The following is a 22,816-nucleotide window of genomic DNA, read 5'->3' as shown; positions in this document are numbered from 1 at the left end:
CATTATCATATTGGCAATGATATCATAATTAGAATCATTAAGCTTAAGAATGCTAAATAACTAGCCACAGTAAGCCGATATTTTGCTTTTAATATACATATGACGAGATAGGGGGCATTATGGCACTGCTAGAATTATCCAATATATCTTATATTGTAAAAGACAAATCTATTATCCGTGATGTATCTTTATCGGTCAATCAAGGCGATTACATTACTATTGTAGGTCCTTCTGGAAGTGGTAAGAGTACACTTTTAAAATTATGTAGTGATCTGATTAGTCCTACATCGGGCACTATTACTTATAATGGTCGTCCCTTAACGGCTATAGATCCTGAATCTTATCGCAAAGAGGTAGGGTACTGTTTTCAAAGACCTTATTTGTTTGCGAAAACAGTACGTCGCAATATTCTATTTCCTTACGATATTCGCGGTTTAGAACCGGATATGAGTCGTATAGAATATCTCTTTAATCTACTACATATGCCACTAAATTATATGGAGCGCCGTAATGATGAGTTGTCTGGCGGTGAAATGCAACGAATATGCCTCATTCGGAGCCTTATTTTTGAGCCTAAAGTGTTGCTTTTAGACGAGGTTACGTCTGCCTTGGATACGACGAATACATCGATTGTAGAAAATGTTATTGATGAGCTTCATAAAAAGGGAATCACCATTATCTCCATTACTCATAATGAAGAGCAAAGCTTGCGTACTGCAAATCGCCGCATCACTATCGTAGACGGTCAATTAGCTAAAGAGGAGGTACTGAGATGAGTCAGTTTCAAACTATTTCTGCTACTTCCTTATGCCTTGCATCTGTATTAGTGATTATCAGTATACTGATATCTTATAGACAAGAGTTGAAGCTAGAAAAGGATATTTTCATCAGTGCTATACGTGCTACAGTTCAACTATTAGTTATCGGGTTTATTTTATCGTATATTTTTAGTACGGAAAGTCCAATATTTATAATTGGCTTACTTGGATTTATGGCTTTTAATGCGGCTTATAACTCAGCTAAACGAGGGCAAGGGATTCCGCATGCGTTATGGATTTCTTGGTTTGCTATCACCATTGGTGCATGGATAACCTTATCTATTTTATTGGTAACTGGCGTGCTTAGCTTTACTGCGTACCAATTGATTCCTGTTGGTGGTATGGTCATTAGTGGTGCCATGGTAGCGATTGGGCTTTGTTATCGCCAAATGCTATCAAATTTTGAATTGCGTAAACAAGAGGTGGAAATTAAATTAGCCTTGGGTAGTACACCTAAACAAGCTTCGAAAGCGATAGTTCGTGATGTTATAAAGACGGGTCTACAACCTACTGTAGATAGTGCCAAGACATTAGGTATCGTAGCGCTGCCGGGGATGATGACAGGCCTAATATTGGCGGGTATGCCTCCTTTAGAAGCTGTAAAATATCAGATAATCGTTACATTTATGTCGTTATCCACTATATCAATTTCTTGTTTTATTACGTGTCAATTAGCTTATAAAACATTTTTTAATAATCGAAATCAGTTAAATAAGTAGTTTTAGATATATTTATTTAACATCATAATTCACTAATAGAATATTTACTCAGTTTTTAGAGTGGTATCCGAAAGGGTACTACTCTTTTATTATAGTATGTCAAATTCCTATGTTTTTTAGTAGGAATAGTGGTATACTATATACAGTATCAGTGAAATGCCAGAAGACTGGTTGTCATATACTTTCATAAACCTAAAGAGGGGTGGCATTGCCACTAGAAAGAATTGAGGTAAGTACTATGTATGATGTAAAATCTCCAAAGGCGGAGGAGTTTATTTCCCATCAGGAAATCCTTGATACTCTTGCTTATGCAGAGGAAAATAAGGAAAATCGGGAGTTGTTAGATGCTATTTTAGCAAAAGCTGCTACGTTTAAGGGGTTAAACCACAGAGAGGCAGCAGTTCTCTTAGAATGTCCGTTACCTGAATATAAGGAAAAGCTCTTTGCTTTAGCAAAAGAAATCAAGAAAGCCATATACGGTGATCGTATCGTATTATTTGCACCATTATATTTATCTAACTATTGTATCAATGGCTGCGTGTACTGCCCGTATCACTCTAAAAACCGCGATATTAAACGTAAGAAGTTGACCCAAGACCAAATTAGGGAAGAGGTTATTGCTTTAGAAGCGATGGGCCATAAGCGTATCGTAATTGAGTCTGGTGAAGATCCTCTTAATAATCCACTTGAATATATTTTGGAATCCATTAAGACTATTTACAGTATTAAAAATAAAAATGGTGAAATCCGTCGTGTAAATGTAAATATTGCAGCTTGTTCCGTTGAGGACTACAAGAAATTACATGAAGCCGGTATTGGTACGTATACACTGTTCCAAGAAACATACAATAAAGAAAACTATGAAGCATTACATCCAACAGGCCCTAAGAGCGACTACGCCTACCATACAGAGGCGATGGACCGCGCTATGCAAGGTGGTATTGATGATGTTGGTATCGGTGTTCTTTACGGATTAGAACATTATAAATATGATTTTGTAGGTTTGTTGATGCATGCAGAGCATTTAGAAGCAGTGTTTGGTGTAGGTCCACATACTATTTCTGTTCCTCGTATTTGTCCGGCTGATGATATTGATGTAGATGATTTCAGCAATGCAGTACCTGACGATGTATTTGAAAAAATTGTTGCTCTCATTCGTGTATCCACACCATATACAGGTATGATTATGTCCACACGCGAAACTCAAGAAATGCGTGAACGCGGATTGGCTCTTGGTATCTCCCAAATCAGCGGTGGCTCTCGTACTAGTGTAGGTGGTTACAAAGAAGAAGAGAAACCAGAAGATAATTCTGCTCAATTTGATCGTAGCGATACGCGTACATTAGATGAAATCGTAGATTGGTTATTAGACCTTGGTTATGTACCAAGCTTCTGTACTGCATGTTATCGTGCAGGTAGAACAGGGGATCGGTTCATGGCCCTTGCTAAATCCGGTCAAATTCACAACTGTTGCCAACCAAATGCGTTGATGACATTAAACGAATACATCATGGACTACGGTGATGAGAAGACTAAAGCTCATGGTGCGAAGGTTATCGAACAACAGTTAGAAAATATTAAAAATGATTTAGTTAAAGATAAAGCTAAAGCTTATATTGCACAGATGAAAGACGGCGAACGGGACTTCCGATTCTAGGTAATTCACTGATATAGAACCTCCTATTGATAATGGGAGGTTCTTTTTTGTTGAGAAAATGTCAAAAGTTAAATGAGAATAAAGTATATAAAATAGTTTATTTTATTCGTTTTTTAGGTTATAATAAATAAAAATGATAATGATAATACGTTAAATTCTAGAATAATATTGATTATAAACTACTGAGGGATATGATGATTAAGAAAAAACGTTGGCGCCTCTGTGAAGGTGATCGAGAAAAAGAAAATATCTTAATCCGTGAACTTGGTGTGAACCCTATTGTGGCAAAATTAATGGTAAATCGCCACATAGATGTTGACGAAGGGCGGAAGTTTTTACAAAGCTCTTTGTCAGATTTGTTAGATCCATTTACCTTAAAAGATATGGATGTAGCTGTTTCGCTAGTTCAGGAGACAATTGAAAAACATAAACCAATCGTTATTTATGGCGATTATGATGTAGATGGTATTACGGCCACATCTGTTCTATATCGATTTTTAAAGAAGCTAGGTGCCGATGTTACCTATTACATACCAGAGCGTCAAAGCGAAGGATATGGTCTAAATTTAGAGGCTTTAGAGCACCTTATAGAGAGGGAAACTTCTCTGGTTATTACCGTAGACTGCGGTATTAGCTCTTACGATATTGTAGAGGCTGTACGTGACCGTATCGATATGATTATTACGGATCATCATACGGCACCAGATTTGATCCCACGGGCTAAGGCTGTTATTAACCACAAGCAAAAGGATTGTCCATATAAGGATAAAAATTTATCTGGCGTCGGTGTGGCTTTTAAATTATGCCAAGCATTGTGGCTTACCAAGCATGGTGAATGGTATTTAGATGATTTAGATATCGTTGCTTTAGGTACTGTGGCGGATGTAGTGCCTTTGGTGGGTGAGAACCGCATCATCGTAAAAGCAGGCCTTGAGAAGATGAATAGTCAGCCTAATTTAGGCATTAAAAAGCTCATCGATGTAGCGGGACTACATGAGCGAACTATAACATCTGGGCATATTGGTTTCACCTTAGCACCTCGCCTGAATGCAGCTGGTCGTGTAACGCATGCTACGCGTGCTGTTGAACTACTCGTGACCGATGATGGTGATATAGCAGAGGCGATTGCTGAGGAATTGAACGAAACCAATCGTGAGCGACAAGAACTAGAGCGTAATATCCACGAATTGGCTCGCATTGATGTGGCTAATCAAGGCCATAAAGCTGACTATGTAACTGTTGTAGCTGGTGAAGAATGGCATCCTGGTGTCATCGGTATTGTTGCTTCTCGTCTCGTGGAGGAGTTTTATAAACCGACCTTAGTTATCAGCATTCATGATGGTGTTGGCAAAGGCTCTTGTCGTAGTATCGACGGTTTTAATATGTATGATGCGTTAAAGTCTTGTGAAGACCTTTTGCTACAGTTTGGTGGTCATTCTGCAGCAGCAGGCTTTAGCATTGACGCAAATCGCATTGACGAATTGCGAGAGCGTTTAACGGAGTATTGTAAAAAGATTGTTACTGCCGAGGAATATATTCCTGTAGTGACAATTGATGCAGAACTACCTGTTGATGATATCGATGTTGATATTATTGACCGCGTATCAGCCCTTGAACCTTATGGGATGGCTAATAGCACACCGATTTTTGCTGTAATGGAAGCTACGGTACAGGATATTATGCTCATGGGGCAGTTAAAAAATCATTGTAAGGTGATTTTTGCAACCTCGAATGGAACCGTAGATGCTATCGCTTGGAATCGTCCAGACTTATTTAAATCTATATTTGTAGGTTCTGTTGTGAAAGTAGCCTTCTCCTTGCAAAAGAATGAATGGCAAGGTATGGTTTCCCCACAACTTATGATTCAAGCGATTGAGCCATTGACTGAAGAGCCTATAAAACTGACTACAGAAGGGCTTAGACAGATGTATGTTATTGTAAAACAGTCTATGCGCGGTCACAGTCAATCGCTTTATAATGTAGAACAAGATATATTGCGCCGTAAGCCGGCAGATCAAAATAATCGCAGTGCTCTTACATCTATCGATGTCTTTAAAGAATTGGGCATTGTTGAAGAATATACAAGTGATGATGGTCAATTAATGCTTAGATGGAATGCCATTGAAGGAAAATTAGATCTTGTCACATCCGTAACATTCCTTACTTATAGTGTATAGGAGGTGACACCATGACAACTGTAAATGAAGAAGGCAAAGCTTTAGTTGAACAAAGCACTTTTGATAAAGAGAAAGCCTTAGCTGAATTTATGGAGTATATCCATACGTATTTAACAGATGACGAGTGTAACCAAGTATTAAAGGCGTTTGAACTTGCTGATAAGGCTCATGAAGGTCAGTTTAGAGCTTCTGGTGAACCTTATATCATGCATCCACTAGCTGTAGCTGATATTTTGGCACACTTACAAATCGACCATATTACGCTTATGGCAGCGCTTATGCATGATGTGGTTGAAGATACATCCTACTCCAAGGAAGATTTAGAGGAAATGTTTGGCTCTGAAGTAGCATTCCTTGTTGATGGGGTAACAAAATTAAACCAATTCCAATATGAAACAAAAGAAGATCGTCAAATGGAAAATTATCGGAAGATGATTTTAGCGATGGCAAAGGACGTGCGCGTCGTTGTTATCAAATTGGGTGACCGTTTACATAATATGCGTACCTTAAAGCATATGCGCAGTGATAAACAAAAACGCATTGCTAAGGAAACGCTCGAAATCTTTGCTCCACTTGCGCATCGTCTCGGTATTTTCAATGTGAAATGGGAGTTAGAGGATTTATCCTTCCGCTATTTAGAACCGGAAAAATATTATGATCTCGTAGATCAAATGAAGCAAAAACGCCAAGTCCGTGAAGATATCGTTAATGATACGATGAGTCAACTCACTAAGGCTTTAGGTGAGGCCCATATTAAGGCAGATATCAAAGGCCGTCCTAAACACTTCTACAGTATTTACAAAAAGATGAAAAAGGACAATCGCGATTTGTCACAAATCTATGATTTGCTTGCAGTTCGCGTAATCGTTGATAGTATCCCTGATTGTTATGCGGTACTCGGTATTGCGCATAGCTTGTGGAAACCATTGCCATATCGATTTAAAGATTATATTTCCATGCCGAAATCCAATATGTATCAATCCTTGCATACTACGGTTATCGGTACCATGGGACAACCTGTAGAAATCCAAATTCGTACTTGGGAAATGCATCGTGTATCCGAATACGGTGTTGCTGCTCACTGGCGGTATAAAGAAGGTAATAAAAACGGCGATAAAGAGTTCGACCAAAAGGTTGCTTGGTTGCGCCAAGTTCTAGAATGGCAAGATACAAGCAATCCAACAGAGCTCGTTAATGCTTTGAAATTAGACGTCTTCTCCGGTGAAGTATTCGTATTTACACCTAAGGGGGACGTAGTTAAGCTGCCAATTGGTTCTGTACCATTAGACTTTGCCTATCGTGTTCATACCGATGTAGGTCATCGCTGTGTAGGTGCTAAGGTAAATGGCAAAATTGTACCGCTCGATTACACCTTACAAAATGGTGATATCGTCGATATTATTACATCTAAAACGAGTAAACCAAGCCTTGATTGGCTTAACATTGTAGGTTCCTCTGAAAGTAAGAGCAAAATACGCAACTGGTTCAAGCGCGAAAATAAAGCTGAAAATATTGAAAAAGGCTTAGAAGCTCTTGAAAAAGAAGCAAAACGATTAAATTATAGCTGGAAAGAATTGATTGCAGATAATCGACTTCAACAGGTTACGAAACAGCTCAAAGCAGGTATAGAAGAAGAAATGTTTGCTGCTTGTGGTTATGGTGGTATCCCTGTAAGCACTGTTCTCTTGCGTTTAATTGAACTCTATAAAAAATCTAAAGAAGCAGAAGAATCTAAACGTAGTACAGCGCAAATTCTTGAGAAATTAAAATCTCAAGGCCAAAAGAAAACGAAAAATGGCACTGGTGTCCTTGTAAAAGGAGAAGCTGGCGTTATGGTGCGGATGGCAAAATGCTGTAATCCTGTACCTGGGGACGATATTATCGGTTATATCACTCGCGGTCGTGGTGTTTCAGTACATCGCAGTGATTGTTGTAGCCTAGGACATACACCTGAGGATTTAGAACGTATGATAGAGGTGGCTTGGGATGGCGCTTCTAGTGAATCCTTCCACGTAGGTATCGATATTCAAGCTTACGATCGGGCTGGTATTCTTATGGAAGTTATGGCTGTCCTTTCAGAGTTGAAAATTACCATTACCAATATCAATGCTAAGGTCCAAGAGGATACAAAAAATGTAAGTATTAATGTTACGGTTGATATCCGTGATATTTCACAATTAGATTTTGTAATGACTAAGTTGCGCCGTATTCGTGAAGTGTATACGGTACAACGTAGTAGAGGAGGGGCTTAATGAGCGAACAACAATTAGTGCTTATGCGCATGCCTTTAGGTCCACTAGGAACCAATTGCTATGTCATAGGCGATAAAGCGGTTGGTGAGGCTTTCATCATCGATCCTGCCACACCGGAAGTATTAGATGCGATAAAGAAACATGACTTGAAGCCAAAAGCTATTTTGCTTACACATGGTCATGGTGACCATATTGGGGGCGTTCAAGACATTGTAAATGCTCATCATGTACCTGTATATGTGCATAAGGGTGATGTGCCGTATTTATCTGATCCTGAGCTTAATCTCAGTGCCTATAGCAATCCTACGCCAATTAAAGTGAAGGCTGATATTATTGAGGTACAGCAAGGTGACCATATTACCTGTGGTGATATTGACCTAGAAGTCTTAGAAACACCAGGGCATACGCCAGGTGGTGTGTGCTATTACATGGAAGGTCTTGTATTTGTAGGGGACACTCTCTTTAGAGATTCCGTAGGTCGTACAGATTTTCCAAATGGATCATATGAGACGTTGATGGAATCCATCAAAACTCAGCTTTATAAACTGCCTAATAATACGATGGTATATCCTGGTCACGGGCCAGAAACCAATATAGAGTATGAAAAACAATACAACCCATTTGTTGGGCAGTAGGTTTAAATGAAGTATTTTTACAAATTGTAGAGGGGATAATTATCATGAACACAACATTAGAAAAATTAAAAGAACGCATTAAAGACAAAAAATACAAATTAACAACGCAACGTCAAACAATTTTACAAGCCTTCATCGATGCTGATGAAAATCATTTAAGTGCAGAAGACGTATATGTACTTGTAAAAGAAGTGGCTCCTGATATCGGCTTGGCTACTATTTACAGAACACTTGATCTCTTCACTGAACTTGATTTGTTGAAACGTCTTGATTTTGGCGATGGTCGTAACCGTTACGAATTGAATGACGAAGAGTTTGCTCATTTCCACCATCATTTGATCTGCGTAAAATGTGGCAAAGTATCCGAGTTTGAAGACGATATGCTTGAAACATTAGAGTCCATTATCGCTAAAAAATTGAACTTCCGTACTATTGACCATCAATTAAAAGTATATGGTTATTGCAGTGATTGCCAAAGCCATATGACTGAAGCAGAGCTTGAAAAATTAGAGCGTATGGCTCATCACCATGGTTAATACATATCTATATACGGGGCCATTACCCCTTGGCTCCGTAGTAGCTCATAACTGTGGTGCAGCGGGGCTCTTTTCTGACAAGGTGGAGCCAGATGTAATCCTTGAAGCTTGTGAAGTGGATGGGAATTATACACTAACAGTTACCATTGGCGATACAATTCAGAAGTTTACTGGGCCTGTTTCCTCTATGGGACGACGTCAAATAGGTCAAGCCTTACTGCGCTACTTGCGTGTATATCAAGGTTTACCAGCTGAGGCTCCTTGGGGGACTATGGTAGGTGTACGCCCAACTAAGCTACTACATAAATATATAGATACATATGGCTCTGTCCACGCAGCAACTCGTCACATTAGGGACGAGTTTTCTGTGTCTATGGAAAAGCTTAATACATTAGGGGCCATCGGTGAGTATCAACGTCCATTTTTAGCTGATACAGACGATAAAAAGGTGAGTCTCTATTGTGGTATTCCATTTTGCGATACTCGTTGTGTATACTGCTCATTTCCTTATGGACTCTATCAGGACTATGATGGAAAAAGGCAATTTTTAACTGCCTTAGGCCGGGACATAGAGGATATGAAAACTATTGTTGAATCGTATGGTTTAACGGTAGATACTCTTTATATGGGTGGCGGTACTCCGACGGTGTTAGGGGATGAAGACTTTCACCAAGTTCTAAAACAGCTGTCTATACTTGTTCCTGAAGGTCATGAGTTTACCGTAGAAGCAGGGCGGCCAGATTCTGTGAATTCAGTAAAACTACAATCTATGTTAGAGCTAGGTGTAAATCGTATTAGCATTAATCCACAAACTATGCAAGACGATATTTTACGGCGCATTGGTCGTGGACATAGTGCACGTGATATTGATGAACTGTTACAATATGTAAAAGCAAATACGTCTCTAGCGGTAAATATGGATTTTATTGCAGGTTTACCGAATCAAACGATGCAAAACATGGTAGAGAATATGGATTATGTATGTCAAAATCTGCCGGAAAATGTTACAATTCATACGTTAGCATTAAAACGTGGTAGCCCGTTGTACGATTTAAATATGCAAGATGATATTCCAGCGGAACATCTGGTAGCAGAAATGGTACAATATGGTAAAGAGCGTCTTGAAGCGGCTGGGTATGTGCCATATTATCTATATCGCCAACAATATATGCGGGGGCAGTTAGAGAATATCGGTTATACCTTACCAGGCAAAGCATGCGAATACAATATTCAGATTATGGAAGAGCGACAAAGCATTCTATCCATGGGGCCAGGAAGCTCGTCCAAGTGGATGCGCGCCCCTGAATATCGACAATTGAAACAGCATATGCCAAAGGATGTAGATGTTTACCACGTAACGATAGATGCACTATTAGAGAAACGACATAGAATTTGTGAAAAATTTTGGGAGGTTGTGTAATGGCTATTAGAAAACCAAGAGGTACACAAGATTTTTTGCCAGAGCAAATGATAAATTGGCACTATATTGAACAACGTATGCGCGAGATTTGCAAAGTATACGGGTTCAATGAAATTCGCACACCTGCCTTTGAAGATACTAAATTATTCTTACGCGGCATCGGTGAAACTACAGATGTAGTACAAAAAGAGATGTACACCTTTACTACAGGTGATGAAGGTGGTTCTAGCTTCACATTGCGCCCAGAAAATACAGCATCCGCTGTGCGCGCATACTTAGAAAATAAAGTATATGGTAAAGAAGGCCTTACAAAATGGTATTACATGGGGCCTATGTTCCGACATGATAAACCACAAGCAGGGCGGTACCGTCAATTCCACCAATTCGGTGCAGAGGTACTAGGTTCTCAATCTCCAGTGGTAGATAGCGAAGTTATCTGCATGGTCGTACAATTGCTAAAAGACTTTGGCCTTAAAGACCTCAATGTAGAGGTAAACTCTGTAGGTTGTCCAACATGCCGCCCTGTATACCGTGAAAAATTAATTGAGTTCTTTGAACCTAAAAAAGAACAATTATGTAGCGATTGCCAAGAGCGTTTATACAAAAATCCATTGCGTATCTTGGATTGCAAAAATGAAACATGTAAATCCTTATCCGTAGGTGCTCCTGAAATTCACGAACATTTATGTGAAGAATGTCATGATCACTTCGAAGAATTAAAAACTTATTTAACGGCTGCTAATGTGCAATATACATTAAATCCTCGTTTAGTACGTGGCCTTGATTATTACACTAAAACAGCGTTTGAAGTGCAATACACTCCATTAGGTGCACAAAGTGCCGTAGCCGGTGGTGGACGTTACGATGGCCTCGTAGAGGAACTCGATGGTCCTCATACGCCAGCGATTGGTTTTGCTATGGGCATGGAGCGTTTATTATTAGCTCTTGAAAAACAAAACTTATTGCCTGAACCAACTGTAGAACCATCTGCGTTTGTAGTAGCCCTAGGTGATGCGGCTAAGGTAGAGGCTTTCAAAATCTGCCAAGCATTACATGATGCCTATGTAACCGTTGAAATGGACGGACAGGGCAAGAGTATGAAGGCACAATTAAAATATGCTAACAAAATTAATGCAAAATATGTTATCATATTGGGTGATGATGAATTGGCTCGTGGAGAAGCCATTATCCGATTCATGGATACTAGTGAACAAGAGACTGTATCTCTCGATGCAGTGTCTGAGCGTATAACTTCTTTGGTGAAAGGATGACAATTAGAATGGAAACAATGCAAGGCTTACACCGTACGCACGGTTGTGGCACCATCTCTGAACAAGAGGTAGGTAAAGAGGTCGTATTATGTGGTTGGGTTGAACGCCGTCGTGACCATGGTGGTTTGATTTTCTTGGACTTACGCGATCGTTCTGGCGTAGTACAAATAGTAGCGTCCCCAGATCATAACGTAGAATCTTTCCACAAAGCAGAGGATGTTCGTAATGAATATGTTCTTTGCGTGCGTGGTACTATCACAAAGCGTGATGATTCTGCTATCAATCCAAATCTTCCTACAGGTGCATATGAAATGTTCTGTGAAGAGTTGCGCGTATTGAACTCTGCTAAAACGCCTCCATTCTATATCCAAGATGATATCGATGTAGATGAAAATATTCGTTTGAAATATCGTTACCTTGACTTGCGTCGTCCAGAAATGCAACGCAACTTGATTTTACGTCATAAAGTAACAAAAGCTATGCGCGACTTCTTCGATAGCCGCGATTTCTTGGAAATTGAAACACCAATGCTTACTAAATCTACACCTGAAGGTGCACGTGACTATTTAGTTCCTTCCCGTGTAAATGCTGGTACATTCTACGCGTTGCCTCAATCTCCACAAATCTTCAAACAAATCTTGATGGTTGCTGGTTATGAAAAATACTTCCAAATCGCTCGTTGTTTCCGCGATGAAGATTTGCGTGCAGACCGTCAACCTGAGTTCACTCAGCTCGACTTAGAAATGTCCTTCGTAGACGAAGAAGACATCTACTCCATGCTTGAAGAAATGGTAGCTCATGTATTCAAAACTGCAATGGGCAAAGAAATCACGTTGCCTATGCCTCGTATTACATGGGACGAAGCAATGGATAAATATGGTTCTGATAAACCAGACCTTCGCTTCGATATGGCGTTTACTGATGTAACTGATCTTGTAAAAGATACAGAATTCAAAGTATTCCGCTCTGTAATCGACAATGGTGGCGTAGTTAAAGGTATCGTAGTACCTGGCGATGCTGGTATTCCTCGCCGTGAACTTGATGACCTCGTTGAATATGTAAACCGTTATGGTGCAAAAGGCCTTGCATGGGCTTGCTTCAACGAAGATGGTTCCATCAAGTCTCAAATCATGAAGTTCTTAGGGGAAGATACAATCCGCAATATCGGTGAAAAAATGGGCGCTAAAGGTGGCGACCTCGTATTGATGATTGCTGATAAACCTGCTACTGTGGCACGTGCATTAGGCGAATTGCGCCTTGAAATGGCACGCCGCATGAACATGATTGATTCTGATAAATTGGCATTCACATGGGTAACTGACTTCCCTATGTTCGAATATAACGAAGATGAAAAACGATATGTTGCAATGCACCATCCGTTCACAATGCCACGCCATGCTGATCTTGATAAATTAGAATCCGATCCTGGCAGCGTAAAAGCGATTGCTTATGACATGGTATTAAATGGCGTAGAAATCGGTGGCGGTTCCTTGCGTATTTACCAAGCTGACGTACAAGAAAAAGTATTCAAAGCAATTGGTTTATCTATCGAAGAAGCAAGATCCAAATTTGGCTTCATGCTTGATGCATTCCAATATGGTGCACCTCCTCATGCAGGCTGTGCATTCGGCTTAGATCGTCTTGTTATGTTAATGGCAAAACGTCAATCTATCCGCGACGTAATCGCATTCCCTAAAACACAATCTGCTTCTGACATCATGAGCCAAGCTCCATCTGAAGTAGAACCTAAGCAATTAAAAGAATTGCATATTAAACCAGATATTGAGGAAGAAGAAGAGCAATCTTTGGTGTAAAAACATAGGCAAGAATTGATTAAAATTGAAATGTCAAGTCTTGTTAATTACTAATCTTTCTGATACTATTTATGTATAAGATATCCCTGCCATGTGCGTGTGATATCGCAGTTTTGAGCCAACACATTTACTTCGGGAGTCCGGACTCTCGTCTGAACGTTACGCCCTTACGGGACAACCGCAGGATGAGGAGGACACCCACCTGCCCTAAGCAGGATCAAAACGCGGTACATTACGGCATGGTGGGGCTTTTTTGCGTGTAAAAATAGCGTTAAAATATAAGAAATAGTTAATATATTATGGATTAATCAATAGTTAAGAATTTATGGATTGAGGTGAGAGAATGGATAGTTTATTTGATTTGACGCCTACAAATACATATGAGCCGCTTCCTGTACGGATGCGTCCTACTAAATTAGACCATTTATATGGTCAGGAGAAGGCTGTAGGAAAGGGGACTTTCTTGCGTGCTATGGTAGAGAAGGATACCATACCATCCATGCTTTTTTATGGGCCTTGTGGAACGGGTAAAACTACATTAGCTGGCATTATTGCCAAGATGAGTAATAGTCATTTTGTAAATTTAAATGCTACTAATGCAGGCATTGGTGAATTGCGCACCATCATTGAAGATGCCCGTAAGCGTGTTCGTTCTCTGCAACAGCGAACCATTCTATTCCTCGATGAAATTCATCGTTTTAATAAAAGCCAACAAGATGTGCTGTTACCTTGCGTAGAGGATGGCACAATTATTCTTATTGGTGCCACCACAGAAAATCCGTTTTTTGAGGTTAATAGACCTCTATTATCTCGATTGAGACTTATCACATTAGAGGCCCTTACACCAAAGGCTATCGGTCAAATTCTGCGTCGTGCTATTACCGATGAAGAGGTAGGTCTTGGTAAACGTCGTTTACAAGTAACCGACGAAGTACTAGAGGATGTAGGCATCTTCGTCAACGGTGATGGCAGGATGGCTCTCAATATTTTAGAGCAAGCAGCAGCTATGGTTCCCGACGAAGGTACTATATCTATTGAGGTCCTTGAAAAGGTCGTAGGCCGTCGTATTTATACATATGACAAAAAAGGTGATAGCCACTATGATACGATTTCTGCTTTTATTAAAAGTATGCGCGGCTCTGATGTACAAGCTACAGTGCATTATTTAGCTCGTATGATTGAAGCAGGGGAGGACCCGAACTTTATCGCTCGTCGTATCGTGATTTGTGCTGCTGAAGATGTAGGTCTTGCTGATCCTCAAGCATTGATTTTGGCAAATGCTGCGGCTCAAGCGGCTCATATGGTAGGTTTCCCAGAGGCGCGTATTATATTGTCCGAGGCTGCATGTTATGTGGCGTTAGCGCCAAAAAGTAATTCTGCCTATATGGCAATTGATGCAGCTATTGCCGACGTGCGCCACAAGGATTGTGGGCAGGTACCAGATCATTTGAAGGATAGTCATTATAGTGGGGCTAGCAAATTAGGTCACGGGAAAGCTTATAAGTATGCTCATAACTATCCGAATGGCTATGTAAAACAACAATATTTACCGACACCTCTTGTAGATGCCACCTATTACAATGGCATAAAAAGAGGTAGAGAAGAACAATTGCTTAATGACTGGGAAGAACGTCGTAAAAGTTAACTAAATACTTCGATATATGCTATAATATAATGATAAGTTAATTTACTGTAATGTTATATAAGTAAGGGGTTTGTATAGATTTATGGCAGAAGAAAACACTTCCACCAAAAAACGCAACACACGCCGTAAGCGAACAAGTACAAAACAGCAATCAAAGTCCCAAGGCTTTTCTTTGCGCAGCGAAGTTAAAGGCCTTATTGTCATTGCCTTTGCAGTGATTTCTTTGCTCGGGTTCTTTGGCTTTGAGCTTGGTCTTGTGGGTCAAATTTTAACAGGTATATTCCGCTATGGCTTCGGTCTAGGTGGTATTATTCCTTGTTTATGCGTTTTCTGGGTAGGTTGGCGATTATTATATAAGGGCACATTTATTTCCTTTACAAAACGAGGCGTAGTAATGACCTTGTTTTTCCTATTCTTGTTAGCTCTTGTTCCATTGTGGCGTGTTCCTGAGGGGCAGGAACTCATTACTACACAATTGGCTAATCAAGGTGGTGTAGTAGGTGGAGCTATTGCAACATTTATGCGCACTTTATTAGGTAATTTAGGTGCAATTATTCTCGATGTGTTCTTGTTATTAGCCTTTGGTCTTCTTATTACTAGATTATCCTTGCGCAGTGGCTTACAAAAGGCAGCAGATAAAACTCAAGTAGGTTTAGACGTAGCAAAAGAAGTAGCTGCTGAGAAGGTGGCAGTTGCGAAAGAGGTCTTTGAGGACTGGAATGAGCAACGCAAAGAAGCAGCGGAACAACGTAAAGCCTATAACAGGGAAAAAGATACACGCTTTGAAGATGCTGCTGATCAAGCATTAGATAGCTTAGAAAAACGTGGTATTACTACCGATAGAGATAGCTTTGAAACTGATACTTCTATAGATGTGGAACCTATTCCAGACACAGTTACAACTGTAGAGCCGCCAAAAGCGCCTACATCTTGGAAGGAATTAGCTGAATTAGAAGCGCGTAATCGTGCAGCTGAGCAATTGGCTAATATTTCTGATGCATCTGGCGATGCTAAGACTTATGATGCTGATGATTTTGATCAATTTTCTGATACGCATCGATCTACTGGTGATGATTATGTATATGTTCCAGATGAGGATTATACATATACACCTGACGAAGGCTATACTGATGAGTCTGAAGCAGCAAGACATACTGAGGTAAAAGAACCTGAATTTTCCTATCAAGATACAACGATTGGCCCATTGGAAACTAATCATGGGGCTATTGCGTCTGCCGTGCCTGGAACGGGTGCTGCTGCTAGTTCTGTAAGTGCTGGAGCCGGTATGGCAGGCATGGGCTTACAAGTGCCATCCATTATTAGCACTACAGAGGATACAGCCCAAGTTGCAGTATCTAAAGACGGTCAAATTCACCGTACTTACGATAGACCTTACCATTTCCCAAGCCTTGATATTTTGGCGAAAGGGAAGGGGAGTCAAAATAATGGGGAAGAAGTGGCTCACAATGCGATGATGCTTGAGAATGTATTGAGTAACTTCGGCATTACGGCTAAGGTTGTAAATGCTACACAAGGTCCGACCGTTACGCGTTATGAAATCGAGCCTGCTCCTGGGGTGAAGGTTAGCCGTATCGTTAATTTAACAGATGATATTGCTCTTAATTTAGCTGCGCAACATATTCGTATGGAGGCTCCAATCCCAGGTAAATCTGCTATCGGTATCGAGGTACCTAATAAGACAACTGAAGCCGTTCATTTGCGTGATGTTTTAGATTGTAGCGACTTTAAGGATGCTCGAGGTGGTATTCCTGTAGGTCTTGGTAAGGATATTGCAGGGAAACCTGTGATCACAGACCTTGCGAAGATGCCTCACTTGCTTGTAGCAGGTACGACTGGTTCTGGTAAATCTGTATGTGTAAATACATTGATTTCCAGTATTCTCTTTAGTCGTAAACCAGAAGAGGTTAAGCTTTTATTAATTGACCCTAAGATGGTTGAATTGTCTATTTACAATGGTATCCCTCATTTGATGGCGCCAGTTGTAACAGATATGAAAAAAGCAGCAGCTGTATTGCGATGGGCCGTTCGAGAAATGGAGGCGCGTTATAAAGCCTTTGCAGCATCTGGTAAACGTGATATTAAGAGCTATAATGAAGCACACCCTAAGGCGGCTATGCCGTTGATTGTACTGATTATCGACGAGTTGGCTGACCTTATGATGACTGCTCCAGATGACATTGAAGAATCCATTAGTCGTTTGGCACAAATGGCGCGCGCTGCAGGTATCCACATGGTACTTGCTACACAACGTCCATCTGTTAATGTTATTACTGGCTCTATTAAAGCCAATGTACCAAGCCGTATTTCCTTTGCTGTAGGCTCTCAAATTGACTCCCGTACTATCCTTGATATGGCGGGGGCCGAGAAATTGCTAGGTAAAGGCGATATGTTGTTTGCTCCAATTGGAGCGAATAAACCAATTCGTGTACAAGGTGCATTTATCTCTGATGATGAGGTAGAAAACCTCGTAGAATTTGTGAAAGCTCAACGCGAGCCAGAGTATGATAATACGGTAACGCAAGAGGCAGAAAAGGAAGCTGAAAAAGAAACTTCCGATGATAATGATGTATACCGCGATGAATTATTAGAGCGTGCGGTAAATCTTGTTATGGAATCTGGTCAAGCCTCTGTATCCATGTTACAGCGTCGCTTCCGCATCGGTTATACCCGTGCAGCACGCCTTGTAGATACTATGGAAGACCTTAAAATCGTTGGTCCTAGCATGGGCAGTAAGGCTCGAGAAATTTTGATGAGCCCTGAACAAGCGAAAGCTAGATATTTCTCTGATTCCACTGATGAACAATAATTGAATGAATATAATATTACGTAGATTTAGAAAGGAACGAAAATGGCTGAATTAGGCGAAGAATTACGACGTGAACGGGTAAGACGTAATCTAACCTTTAAAGATGTGGAGCAGGTGCTACATATCAAAACAACCTATTTAGAGGCTATCGAAGATGGCAACTATGACATCATTCCTGGACAGGTCTACGTAAAAGGCTTTATTCGTAATTATGGCAATTACTTAGATCTCGATGGAGATCGTTTGGTGAAAGCCTATCAAAGCCAAGTAGGAGATATTGATACCTTTTCTTTGCGCTCTGTGACGAGACAGAAAGCTCAAGCCGCTCCTACTTTGGTGCAAAGCGAATTTGTTGAATACCAAACCTCTAAGAAGCGTATGTCTTTGGAAACGCGACAACGAAAACGCCAACGTTCTATCGTTCAGGAACGTATTGTTTTAGGCATTATTTTATTCTGTATGGCATTATTTTTACTGTGGTTATTCCTTTTCTAATAGTTGATTAGGAATGATGGAAAGGCATTTACACAATCAATGGATAGATTTTTAGTAACAGAACCTTCGGATATGAAGGAACGAGGTTGGGCCGAATTAGATTTCGTTCTCATCAGTGGGGACGCCTATGTGGACCATCCGTCCTTTGCTCCTGCGGTTATCGGCAGATACCTAGAATCCAAAGGCTATCGTGTAGGCATTATAGATCAACCAGATTGGAATGATGTAGAGGCTTTCAAAAAACTAGGTAAACCGCGTCTAGCATCCCTTGTTACGGCAGGGAATTTAGACTCAATGCTCAATAAATTTACGGCGGCAAAGAAATTTCGCCGTCAAGATGATTACTCTCCAGGCGGTGAAGCTGGTCATCGTCCAGATCGTGCTACCTTGGTATATGCAAACCGGATGAAGGAGGCTTATAGTGATGTGCCGCTCATTATTGGGGGCATAGAGGCATCCTTACGCCGCTTTGGTCATTATGACTACTGGTCAGATACAGTGCGTCGCTCTATCTTAGTCGATTCTAAGGCGGATGTACTCGTTTACGGTATGGGTGAACTTCAAATCGTCGAACTAGCTGATGCGTTAGACCAAGGAAGATTTAAAGAGTCCTTGGCGTCTATACGGGGGATTTGTTACATGGCAAAGGACATTCCTACCATTGATTATGTGGAGTGTCCATCTTATGAAGCTATTAAGGCTGACAAAATGGACTTTGCCGATGCGTTTCGCATCCAATATGATGAACAAGATCCGTTCTATGGCCGCATAGTGGTACAGAAGCATGGTGACCGATATTTGATTCAGAATACGCCTGCATTGCCATTGACACAAGAGGAGATGGATGGGGTGTATAATCTGCCCTATACTCGTAAATGGCATCCTAAATACGATGATAAAGGTGGCGTACCAGCCTTAAGCGAGGTACAGTTTAGCCTTGTGAGCCAACGTGGTTGTTTTGGCAGTTGTTCTTTCTGCGCTATTACAAACCACCAAGGTCGTATCATCCAAAATCGCAGTCATGAGTCATTGATTGACGAAGCTCAGATGATGATTAATATGGATAACTTTAAGGGGTATATTCACGATGTAGGGGGGCCTACATCGAATTTCCGTCATTTAGCCTGTGATAAACAAGCTGTATATGGTGCTTGTAAAGGGCGTACTTGTGCCGCACCTGAGCCTTGTGAGAACTTGAATACAAATCATGATGATTACATTGCTTTACTTCGTAAGTTGCGTAAGTTAAAAGGGGTAAAAAAAGTATTTGTTCGCTCTGGCTTGCGCTATGACTATGTGCTAGCGGATAACAATAAAGACTTCGTCCGCGAGCTTTGTGAATTTCACGTCAGTGGTCAGTTAAAAGTAGCTCCAGAACATGTGTCTAAACGTGTAACCAACATGATGGGCAAGGCTGGAAAGGAAGAGTTCCTCACCTTTAAATCTTGGTTTGAAGAGGCTAATAAAAAACTTGGTAAAAAGCAATACTTAGTACCATACTTTATGAGCTCTCATCCAGGCTGTGCCTTGGAAGATGCTATCGAATTAGCGGAGTTTTTGCGCGATCACCACATGTACCCTGAACAAGTACAAGACTTTATTCCTACACCGGGTAGTCTGTCTACTTGTATGTACTATACAGGTATTAATCCCTTAGATGGAAAGCCTGTATATGTAGCTAAAAAGGGTAGAGATAAAGCTAAGCAACGCGCTTTGATGCAGTTTAAAAATATTGAAAACTATGACCTTGTTAAAGAGGCCCTTATAGAGGCTAATCGACGTGACTTAATTGGTTTTGGCCCAGAATGTTTAATTCCGCCACGTCCAATTGGTCGCAACACTAGTGAACCGCGTAGTAAGGGGAATACACGCTCTAAATCTGAAAGCTTAAGACGTACGTCGAATAGCAAATCTAATGTACGAGGCTCTTCTAATAGTCAATCTAGTGTTAGTAAGGGGAGACCATCTCGTAGTGGTATGACTAAAGGTCGTCCATCTAATAAAAGCCGTGGTGGTCGTTAATTATAGAGATTAGTTTTACTAGTTTCGTTGGGGATACGTTATGTCTTATAGGAGGCATATATGAAACGGTGGATTGCTCCGGGCGTTTTAGCCCTTTTTGTAGTAGGGATGTTGACCTACGGCATGAACTTTTACCATCAAGAACAAATCGAACAGGCAAAAGAGCCAGTTCGCGGTGAAATCACAGTCTACACAGACTTGCCAAATAATTTAACTACAATGCTAGCTGCTCGGTATGAAGTGGAACAAAATGTAAAGGTTACGATCATGCCTCTTACAGAGGATCAAATGGCACAACGGTCAGCGTCAACTGTGGCTGACACATCTGGCGATTTAGTACTCACCTCTGAGGATAATCTCGTTGTAGGTGCTAATACTGGTAAATATGCACCAATCGTTAATGAACGAATTGATGAAGTACGAGATACATTTAAAGATCCTAATGGCTACTGGGTTGGCCTTTGGTATGATCCTATCGTATTTGTTCAGAATGATACCTTCCATAATGGTATTGGCAAGTATATTACTACTTGGGAGACATTGGGAAAACAAGGCGACTGGTCCATTATTATGACGGACTTTGTAGCATCTCAGAATGCAGCAAATTTACTGTACAATATGGTGGAGTACAAAGGAGAACCAGAGGCTCTTGAATATTTGTATAGCTTGAAACCACATGTAGTACAACATGCTAAGTTCTTATCTACTCCAGTACGCTTAACTGCATTGGGGGAGACAAACATTGGGATTGGTAACTTATCTGATGCCGCTCAGTATAACCGTCATGGGTATCCAATTAAGTTCATATACCCTAAAGATGGCACGTCTTACTATGTGACTGGTGCTGCGGTGTTAAAAAACTCAAAGCATAAAGCAGATGGTGTTGAATTTATTAATTGGTTGTTATCTACAAAAACGGCAAAATATATGGTAGAAAATAATTTTACCTATATGTTCACCAATCCTGAAATGGATGAGCCGAAGGATTCTATGGGACAAGATTTAGTGCTATGGCCTGTGAATGGTGGCTATACTATGGAAGGTAAAAAGTTATTGTTAAATCACTGGGTTAGTCAAGTACGATTCCGTAAAGACTAAGACCGTTGAATAGATCCTAGCAATAGGAAAAGAGATAGAGATAGAATCGAGTGAAGAAAGGATATAGAATGGGTAAGAAATTAGGGTATGTTAGCCTAGGTTGTGCTAAAAATTTAGTAGATACTGAAGTAATGTTAGGTTTGTTGAGAGACAATGGCTATACCATTACTGAAGACCTAAGCGAAGCAGACCTTATCGTTGTTAATACCTGCACTTTTATTGAGAAAGCCAAGGCTGAGTCTATTAATACCATCCTTGAGGTTGCTCAATATAAGGAAGATGGCCTTTGTAAGGGCCTTATTGTAGCAGGTTGTCTTAGCCAACAATATCAGGATGAATTATTCCAAGAAATTCCTGAAATTGATGCATTAATCGGTACTGGTGCCTGGGACCAAATTATGGTAGCCGTTGATGCTATTGAGCATGGCAATCGAAGTTGTATTATGGAGAATATTACGAACATCTATGATGAACGTATGCCTCGCATTCAGACTACACCTCGTTACAGTGCATATGTAAAGATTGCAGAAGGCTGTAATAATGGTTGTACTTTCTGTATTATTCCAAAGGTGCGTGGTGCATTCCGTAGCCGTACAATTGAGTCTATTAAAGCCGAAGTAGAACGCTTAGCAGCATCTGGTGTTAAAGAGGTCGTTCTTATCGCTCAAGATACGACTAGCTATGGTATTGACCTCAACGATGGTACGCCATTGTTGACTACGTTGTTAAAAGAATTAACTACTGTAGAAGGCATCGAATGGATTCGTATGCTTTACTTATATCCAACATTCTTCTCTGATGAATTGTTAGATATTATCGTTAATGAGCCAAAACTTTGCAAATATGTAGACATTCCGTTGCAACATGTTAATAACGATATTTTGAAGCAAATGAATCGTCGCGATGATCGTAGTGATATTGAGCGTTTGCTTAAGAAAATTAGAAATGCTCCTACACATATTACATTGCGTACATCTATTATCGTTGGTTTCCCTGGTGAAACAGACGAGCAATTTGAGGAACTTTGCGACTTTGTAAAAGAAATCAAATTCGATAATATGGGTGTGTTTACCTACTCTCAAGAGGAAGGTACACCTGCAGGTGCTCGTGAAGACCAAGTCCCAGAAGAGATTAAAGAAGAACGTTACCACGTTCTTATGTCCATCCAAGCTGCTATCTCTGAAGAGAATAATCGCGACTTAGAAGGTACCATTGATTATGCGATGGTCGAAGAAATTGAAGAAGGCGATAATAATACATTGCTTGCAAAAGGTCGTTTGAAATCTCAAGCTCCTGATGTAGACGGCAATATGTACATCGAAGACTGCGGCGAAGATATTAAACCTGGTGACATTCTCAAGGTACAAGTAGAACAAGGTTTTGCGTACGACGTTGTAGCTACTGTTGTAGAATAATACACTTCGATATAT

At 40.4% G+C, this 22,816-nt stretch carries 16 protein-coding genes and 1 other RNA gene; all 17 read left to right on the top strand.

The genetic code is table 11. The features are described from left to right. Nucleotides 1–119 precede the first annotated feature (119 nt). The 17 genes from VRHSUH09_RS08780 (at nucleotide 120) to rimO (ending at nucleotide 22,801) form a co-directional block, all read left to right on the top strand. Entirely contained in the window at nucleotides 120–776 is a 657-nt protein-coding gene (locus tag VRHSUH09_RS08780) for an ABC transporter ATP-binding protein (RefSeq protein ID WP_054746814.1), read from the top strand. Continuing rightward, entirely contained in the window at nucleotides 773–1,537 is a 765-nt protein-coding gene (locus tag VRHSUH09_RS08775; RefSeq protein WP_105081952.1) for an ABC transporter permease, read from the top strand. The genes VRHSUH09_RS08780 and VRHSUH09_RS08775 overlap by 4 nt, the downstream gene beginning before the upstream one ends. A 238-nt stretch (nucleotides 1,538–1,775) precedes the next feature. Further along, complete coding sequence (gene hydG / locus VRHSUH09_RS08770) at nucleotides 1,776–3,194, top strand: [FeFe] hydrogenase H-cluster radical SAM maturase HydG (protein WP_105081951.1); 1,419 nt, start codon at nucleotides 1,776–1,778, stop codon at nucleotides 3,192–3,194. A 194-nt stretch (nucleotides 3,195–3,388) separates the two neighbouring features. After that, nucleotides 3,389–5,371, top strand: coding sequence for a single-stranded-DNA-specific exonuclease RecJ (gene recJ, locus VRHSUH09_RS08765; RefSeq protein ID WP_105081950.1), 1,983 nt, complete (start codon nucleotides 3,389–3,391; stop codon nucleotides 5,369–5,371). Nucleotides 5,372–5,382: 11 nt separating this feature from the next. Further along, a complete protein-coding gene (locus tag VRHSUH09_RS08760; RefSeq protein ID WP_105081949.1) occupies nucleotides 5,383–7,623 on the top strand; it encodes a RelA/SpoT family protein in 2,241 nt (746 codons plus the stop codon). Further along, nucleotides 7,623–8,258 (top strand): MBL fold metallo-hydrolase, encoded by a 636-nt coding sequence (locus tag VRHSUH09_RS08755; RefSeq protein WP_105081948.1) that lies wholly within the window; start codon nucleotides 7,623–7,625, stop codon nucleotides 8,256–8,258. The genes VRHSUH09_RS08760 and VRHSUH09_RS08755 overlap by 1 nt, the downstream gene beginning before the upstream one ends. 44 nt (nucleotides 8,259–8,302) lie before the next feature. Further along, complete coding sequence (locus tag VRHSUH09_RS08750; protein WP_054746808.1) at nucleotides 8,303–8,794, top strand: Fur family transcriptional regulator; 492 nt, start codon at nucleotides 8,303–8,305, stop codon at nucleotides 8,792–8,794. Then, nucleotides 8,787–10,214, top strand: coding sequence for a coproporphyrinogen dehydrogenase HemZ (hemZ, locus tag VRHSUH09_RS08745; protein ID WP_105081947.1), 1,428 nt, complete (start codon nucleotides 8,787–8,789; stop codon nucleotides 10,212–10,214). The genes VRHSUH09_RS08750 and hemZ overlap by 8 nt, the downstream gene beginning before the upstream one ends. Continuing rightward, the gene (hisS, locus tag VRHSUH09_RS08740) at nucleotides 10,214–11,485 is read left to right on the top strand and encodes a histidine--tRNA ligase (RefSeq protein ID WP_105081946.1); all 1,272 of its coding nucleotides are present in this window, start codon (nucleotides 10,214–10,216) and stop codon (nucleotides 11,483–11,485) included. Before hemZ ends, hisS begins: the two co-directional genes overlap by 1 nt. A gap of 8 nt (nucleotides 11,486–11,493) precedes the next feature. Beyond that, a complete protein-coding gene (gene aspS, locus VRHSUH09_RS08735) occupies nucleotides 11,494–13,299 on the top strand; it encodes an aspartate--tRNA ligase (RefSeq protein ID WP_105081945.1) in 1,806 nt (601 codons plus the stop codon). Between the two features lie 80 nt (nucleotides 13,300–13,379). After that, a non-coding RNA gene (gene ssrS, locus VRHSUH09_RS08730) (6S RNA) lies at nucleotides 13,380–13,552 on the top strand. A gap of 90 nt (nucleotides 13,553–13,642) precedes the next feature. After that, complete coding sequence (locus VRHSUH09_RS08725; RefSeq protein ID WP_105081944.1) at nucleotides 13,643–14,944, top strand: replication-associated recombination protein A; 1,302 nt, start codon at nucleotides 13,643–13,645, stop codon at nucleotides 14,942–14,944. Between the two features lie 82 nt (nucleotides 14,945–15,026). Further along, nucleotides 15,027–17,771: an FtsK/SpoIIIE family DNA translocase gene (locus VRHSUH09_RS08720; RefSeq protein WP_105081943.1), complete on the top strand. Its 2,745-nt coding sequence runs from the start codon at nucleotides 15,027–15,029 to the stop codon at nucleotides 17,769–17,771. Between the two features lie 42 nt (nucleotides 17,772–17,813). Next, nucleotides 17,814–18,266 carry a helix-turn-helix domain-containing protein gene (locus VRHSUH09_RS08715; RefSeq protein WP_054746804.1) on the top strand — a complete coding sequence of 151 codons (453 nt, stop codon included), beginning with the start codon at nucleotides 17,814–17,816 and terminating at the stop codon, nucleotides 18,264–18,266. A 39-nt stretch (nucleotides 18,267–18,305) separates the two neighbouring features. Next, the gene (locus VRHSUH09_RS08710; RefSeq protein ID WP_105081942.1) at nucleotides 18,306–20,288 is read left to right on the top strand and encodes a YgiQ family radical SAM protein; all 1,983 of its coding nucleotides are present in this window, start codon (nucleotides 18,306–18,308) and stop codon (nucleotides 20,286–20,288) included. A 60-nt stretch (nucleotides 20,289–20,348) separates the two neighbouring features. After that, nucleotides 20,349–21,386: an ABC transporter substrate-binding protein gene (locus VRHSUH09_RS08705; protein WP_105081941.1), complete on the top strand. Its 1,038-nt coding sequence runs from the start codon at nucleotides 20,349–20,351 to the stop codon at nucleotides 21,384–21,386. 68 nt (nucleotides 21,387–21,454) lie between these two features. Further along, a complete protein-coding gene (rimO, locus tag VRHSUH09_RS08700; RefSeq protein WP_105081940.1) occupies nucleotides 21,455–22,801 on the top strand; it encodes a 30S ribosomal protein S12 methylthiotransferase RimO in 1,347 nt (448 codons plus the stop codon). Nucleotides 22,802–22,816: the final 15 nt, after the last annotated feature.

The sequence above is a fragment of the Veillonella rogosae JCM 15642 genome, from assembly GCF_002959775.1.
Lineage (GTDB): Bacteria > Bacillota > Negativicutes > Veillonellales > Veillonellaceae > Veillonella > Veillonella rogosae.
This window is presented reverse-complemented; position numbering and strand designations above follow the sequence as displayed.

Excerpts from the sequence above, each read along its gene's own strand:
- recJ (WP_105081950.1), top strand. The coding sequence starts at position 3,389 with ATGATTAAGAAAAAACGTTGGCGCCTCTGTGAAGGTGATCGAGAAAAA.
- VRHSUH09_RS08705 (WP_105081941.1), top strand. The coding sequence starts at position 20,349 with ATGAAACGGTGGATTGCTCCGGGCGTTTTAGCCCTTTTTGTAGTAGGG.
- VRHSUH09_RS08720 (WP_105081943.1), top strand. The coding sequence starts at position 15,027 with ATGGCAGAAGAAAACACTTCCACCAAAAAACGCAACACACGCCGTAAG.
- VRHSUH09_RS08780 (WP_054746814.1), top strand. The coding sequence starts at position 120 with ATGGCACTGCTAGAATTATCCAATATATCTTATATTGTAAAAGACAAA.
- VRHSUH09_RS08710 (WP_105081942.1), top strand. The coding sequence starts at position 18,306 with ATGGATAGATTTTTAGTAACAGAACCTTCGGATATGAAGGAACGAGGT.
- VRHSUH09_RS08750 (WP_054746808.1), top strand. The coding sequence starts at position 8,303 with ATGAACACAACATTAGAAAAATTAAAAGAACGCATTAAAGACAAAAAA.
- hemZ (WP_105081947.1), top strand. The coding sequence starts at position 8,787 with ATGGTTAATACATATCTATATACGGGGCCATTACCCCTTGGCTCCGTA.
- VRHSUH09_RS08725 (WP_105081944.1), top strand. The coding sequence starts at position 13,643 with ATGGATAGTTTATTTGATTTGACGCCTACAAATACATATGAGCCGCTT.
- aspS (WP_105081945.1), top strand. The coding sequence starts at position 11,494 with ATGGAAACAATGCAAGGCTTACACCGTACGCACGGTTGTGGCACCATC.
- rimO (WP_105081940.1), top strand. The coding sequence starts at position 21,455 with ATGGGTAAGAAATTAGGGTATGTTAGCCTAGGTTGTGCTAAAAATTTA.
- VRHSUH09_RS08755 (WP_105081948.1), top strand. The coding sequence starts at position 7,623 with ATGAGCGAACAACAATTAGTGCTTATGCGCATGCCTTTAGGTCCACTA.
- VRHSUH09_RS08760 (WP_105081949.1), top strand. The coding sequence starts at position 5,383 with ATGACAACTGTAAATGAAGAAGGCAAAGCTTTAGTTGAACAAAGCACT.
- hydG (WP_105081951.1), top strand. The coding sequence starts at position 1,776 with ATGTATGATGTAAAATCTCCAAAGGCGGAGGAGTTTATTTCCCATCAG.
- VRHSUH09_RS08715 (WP_054746804.1), top strand. The coding sequence starts at position 17,814 with ATGGCTGAATTAGGCGAAGAATTACGACGTGAACGGGTAAGACGTAAT.
- hisS (WP_105081946.1), top strand. The coding sequence starts at position 10,214 with ATGGCTATTAGAAAACCAAGAGGTACACAAGATTTTTTGCCAGAGCAA.
- VRHSUH09_RS08775 (WP_105081952.1), top strand. The coding sequence starts at position 773 with ATGAGTCAGTTTCAAACTATTTCTGCTACTTCCTTATGCCTTGCATCT.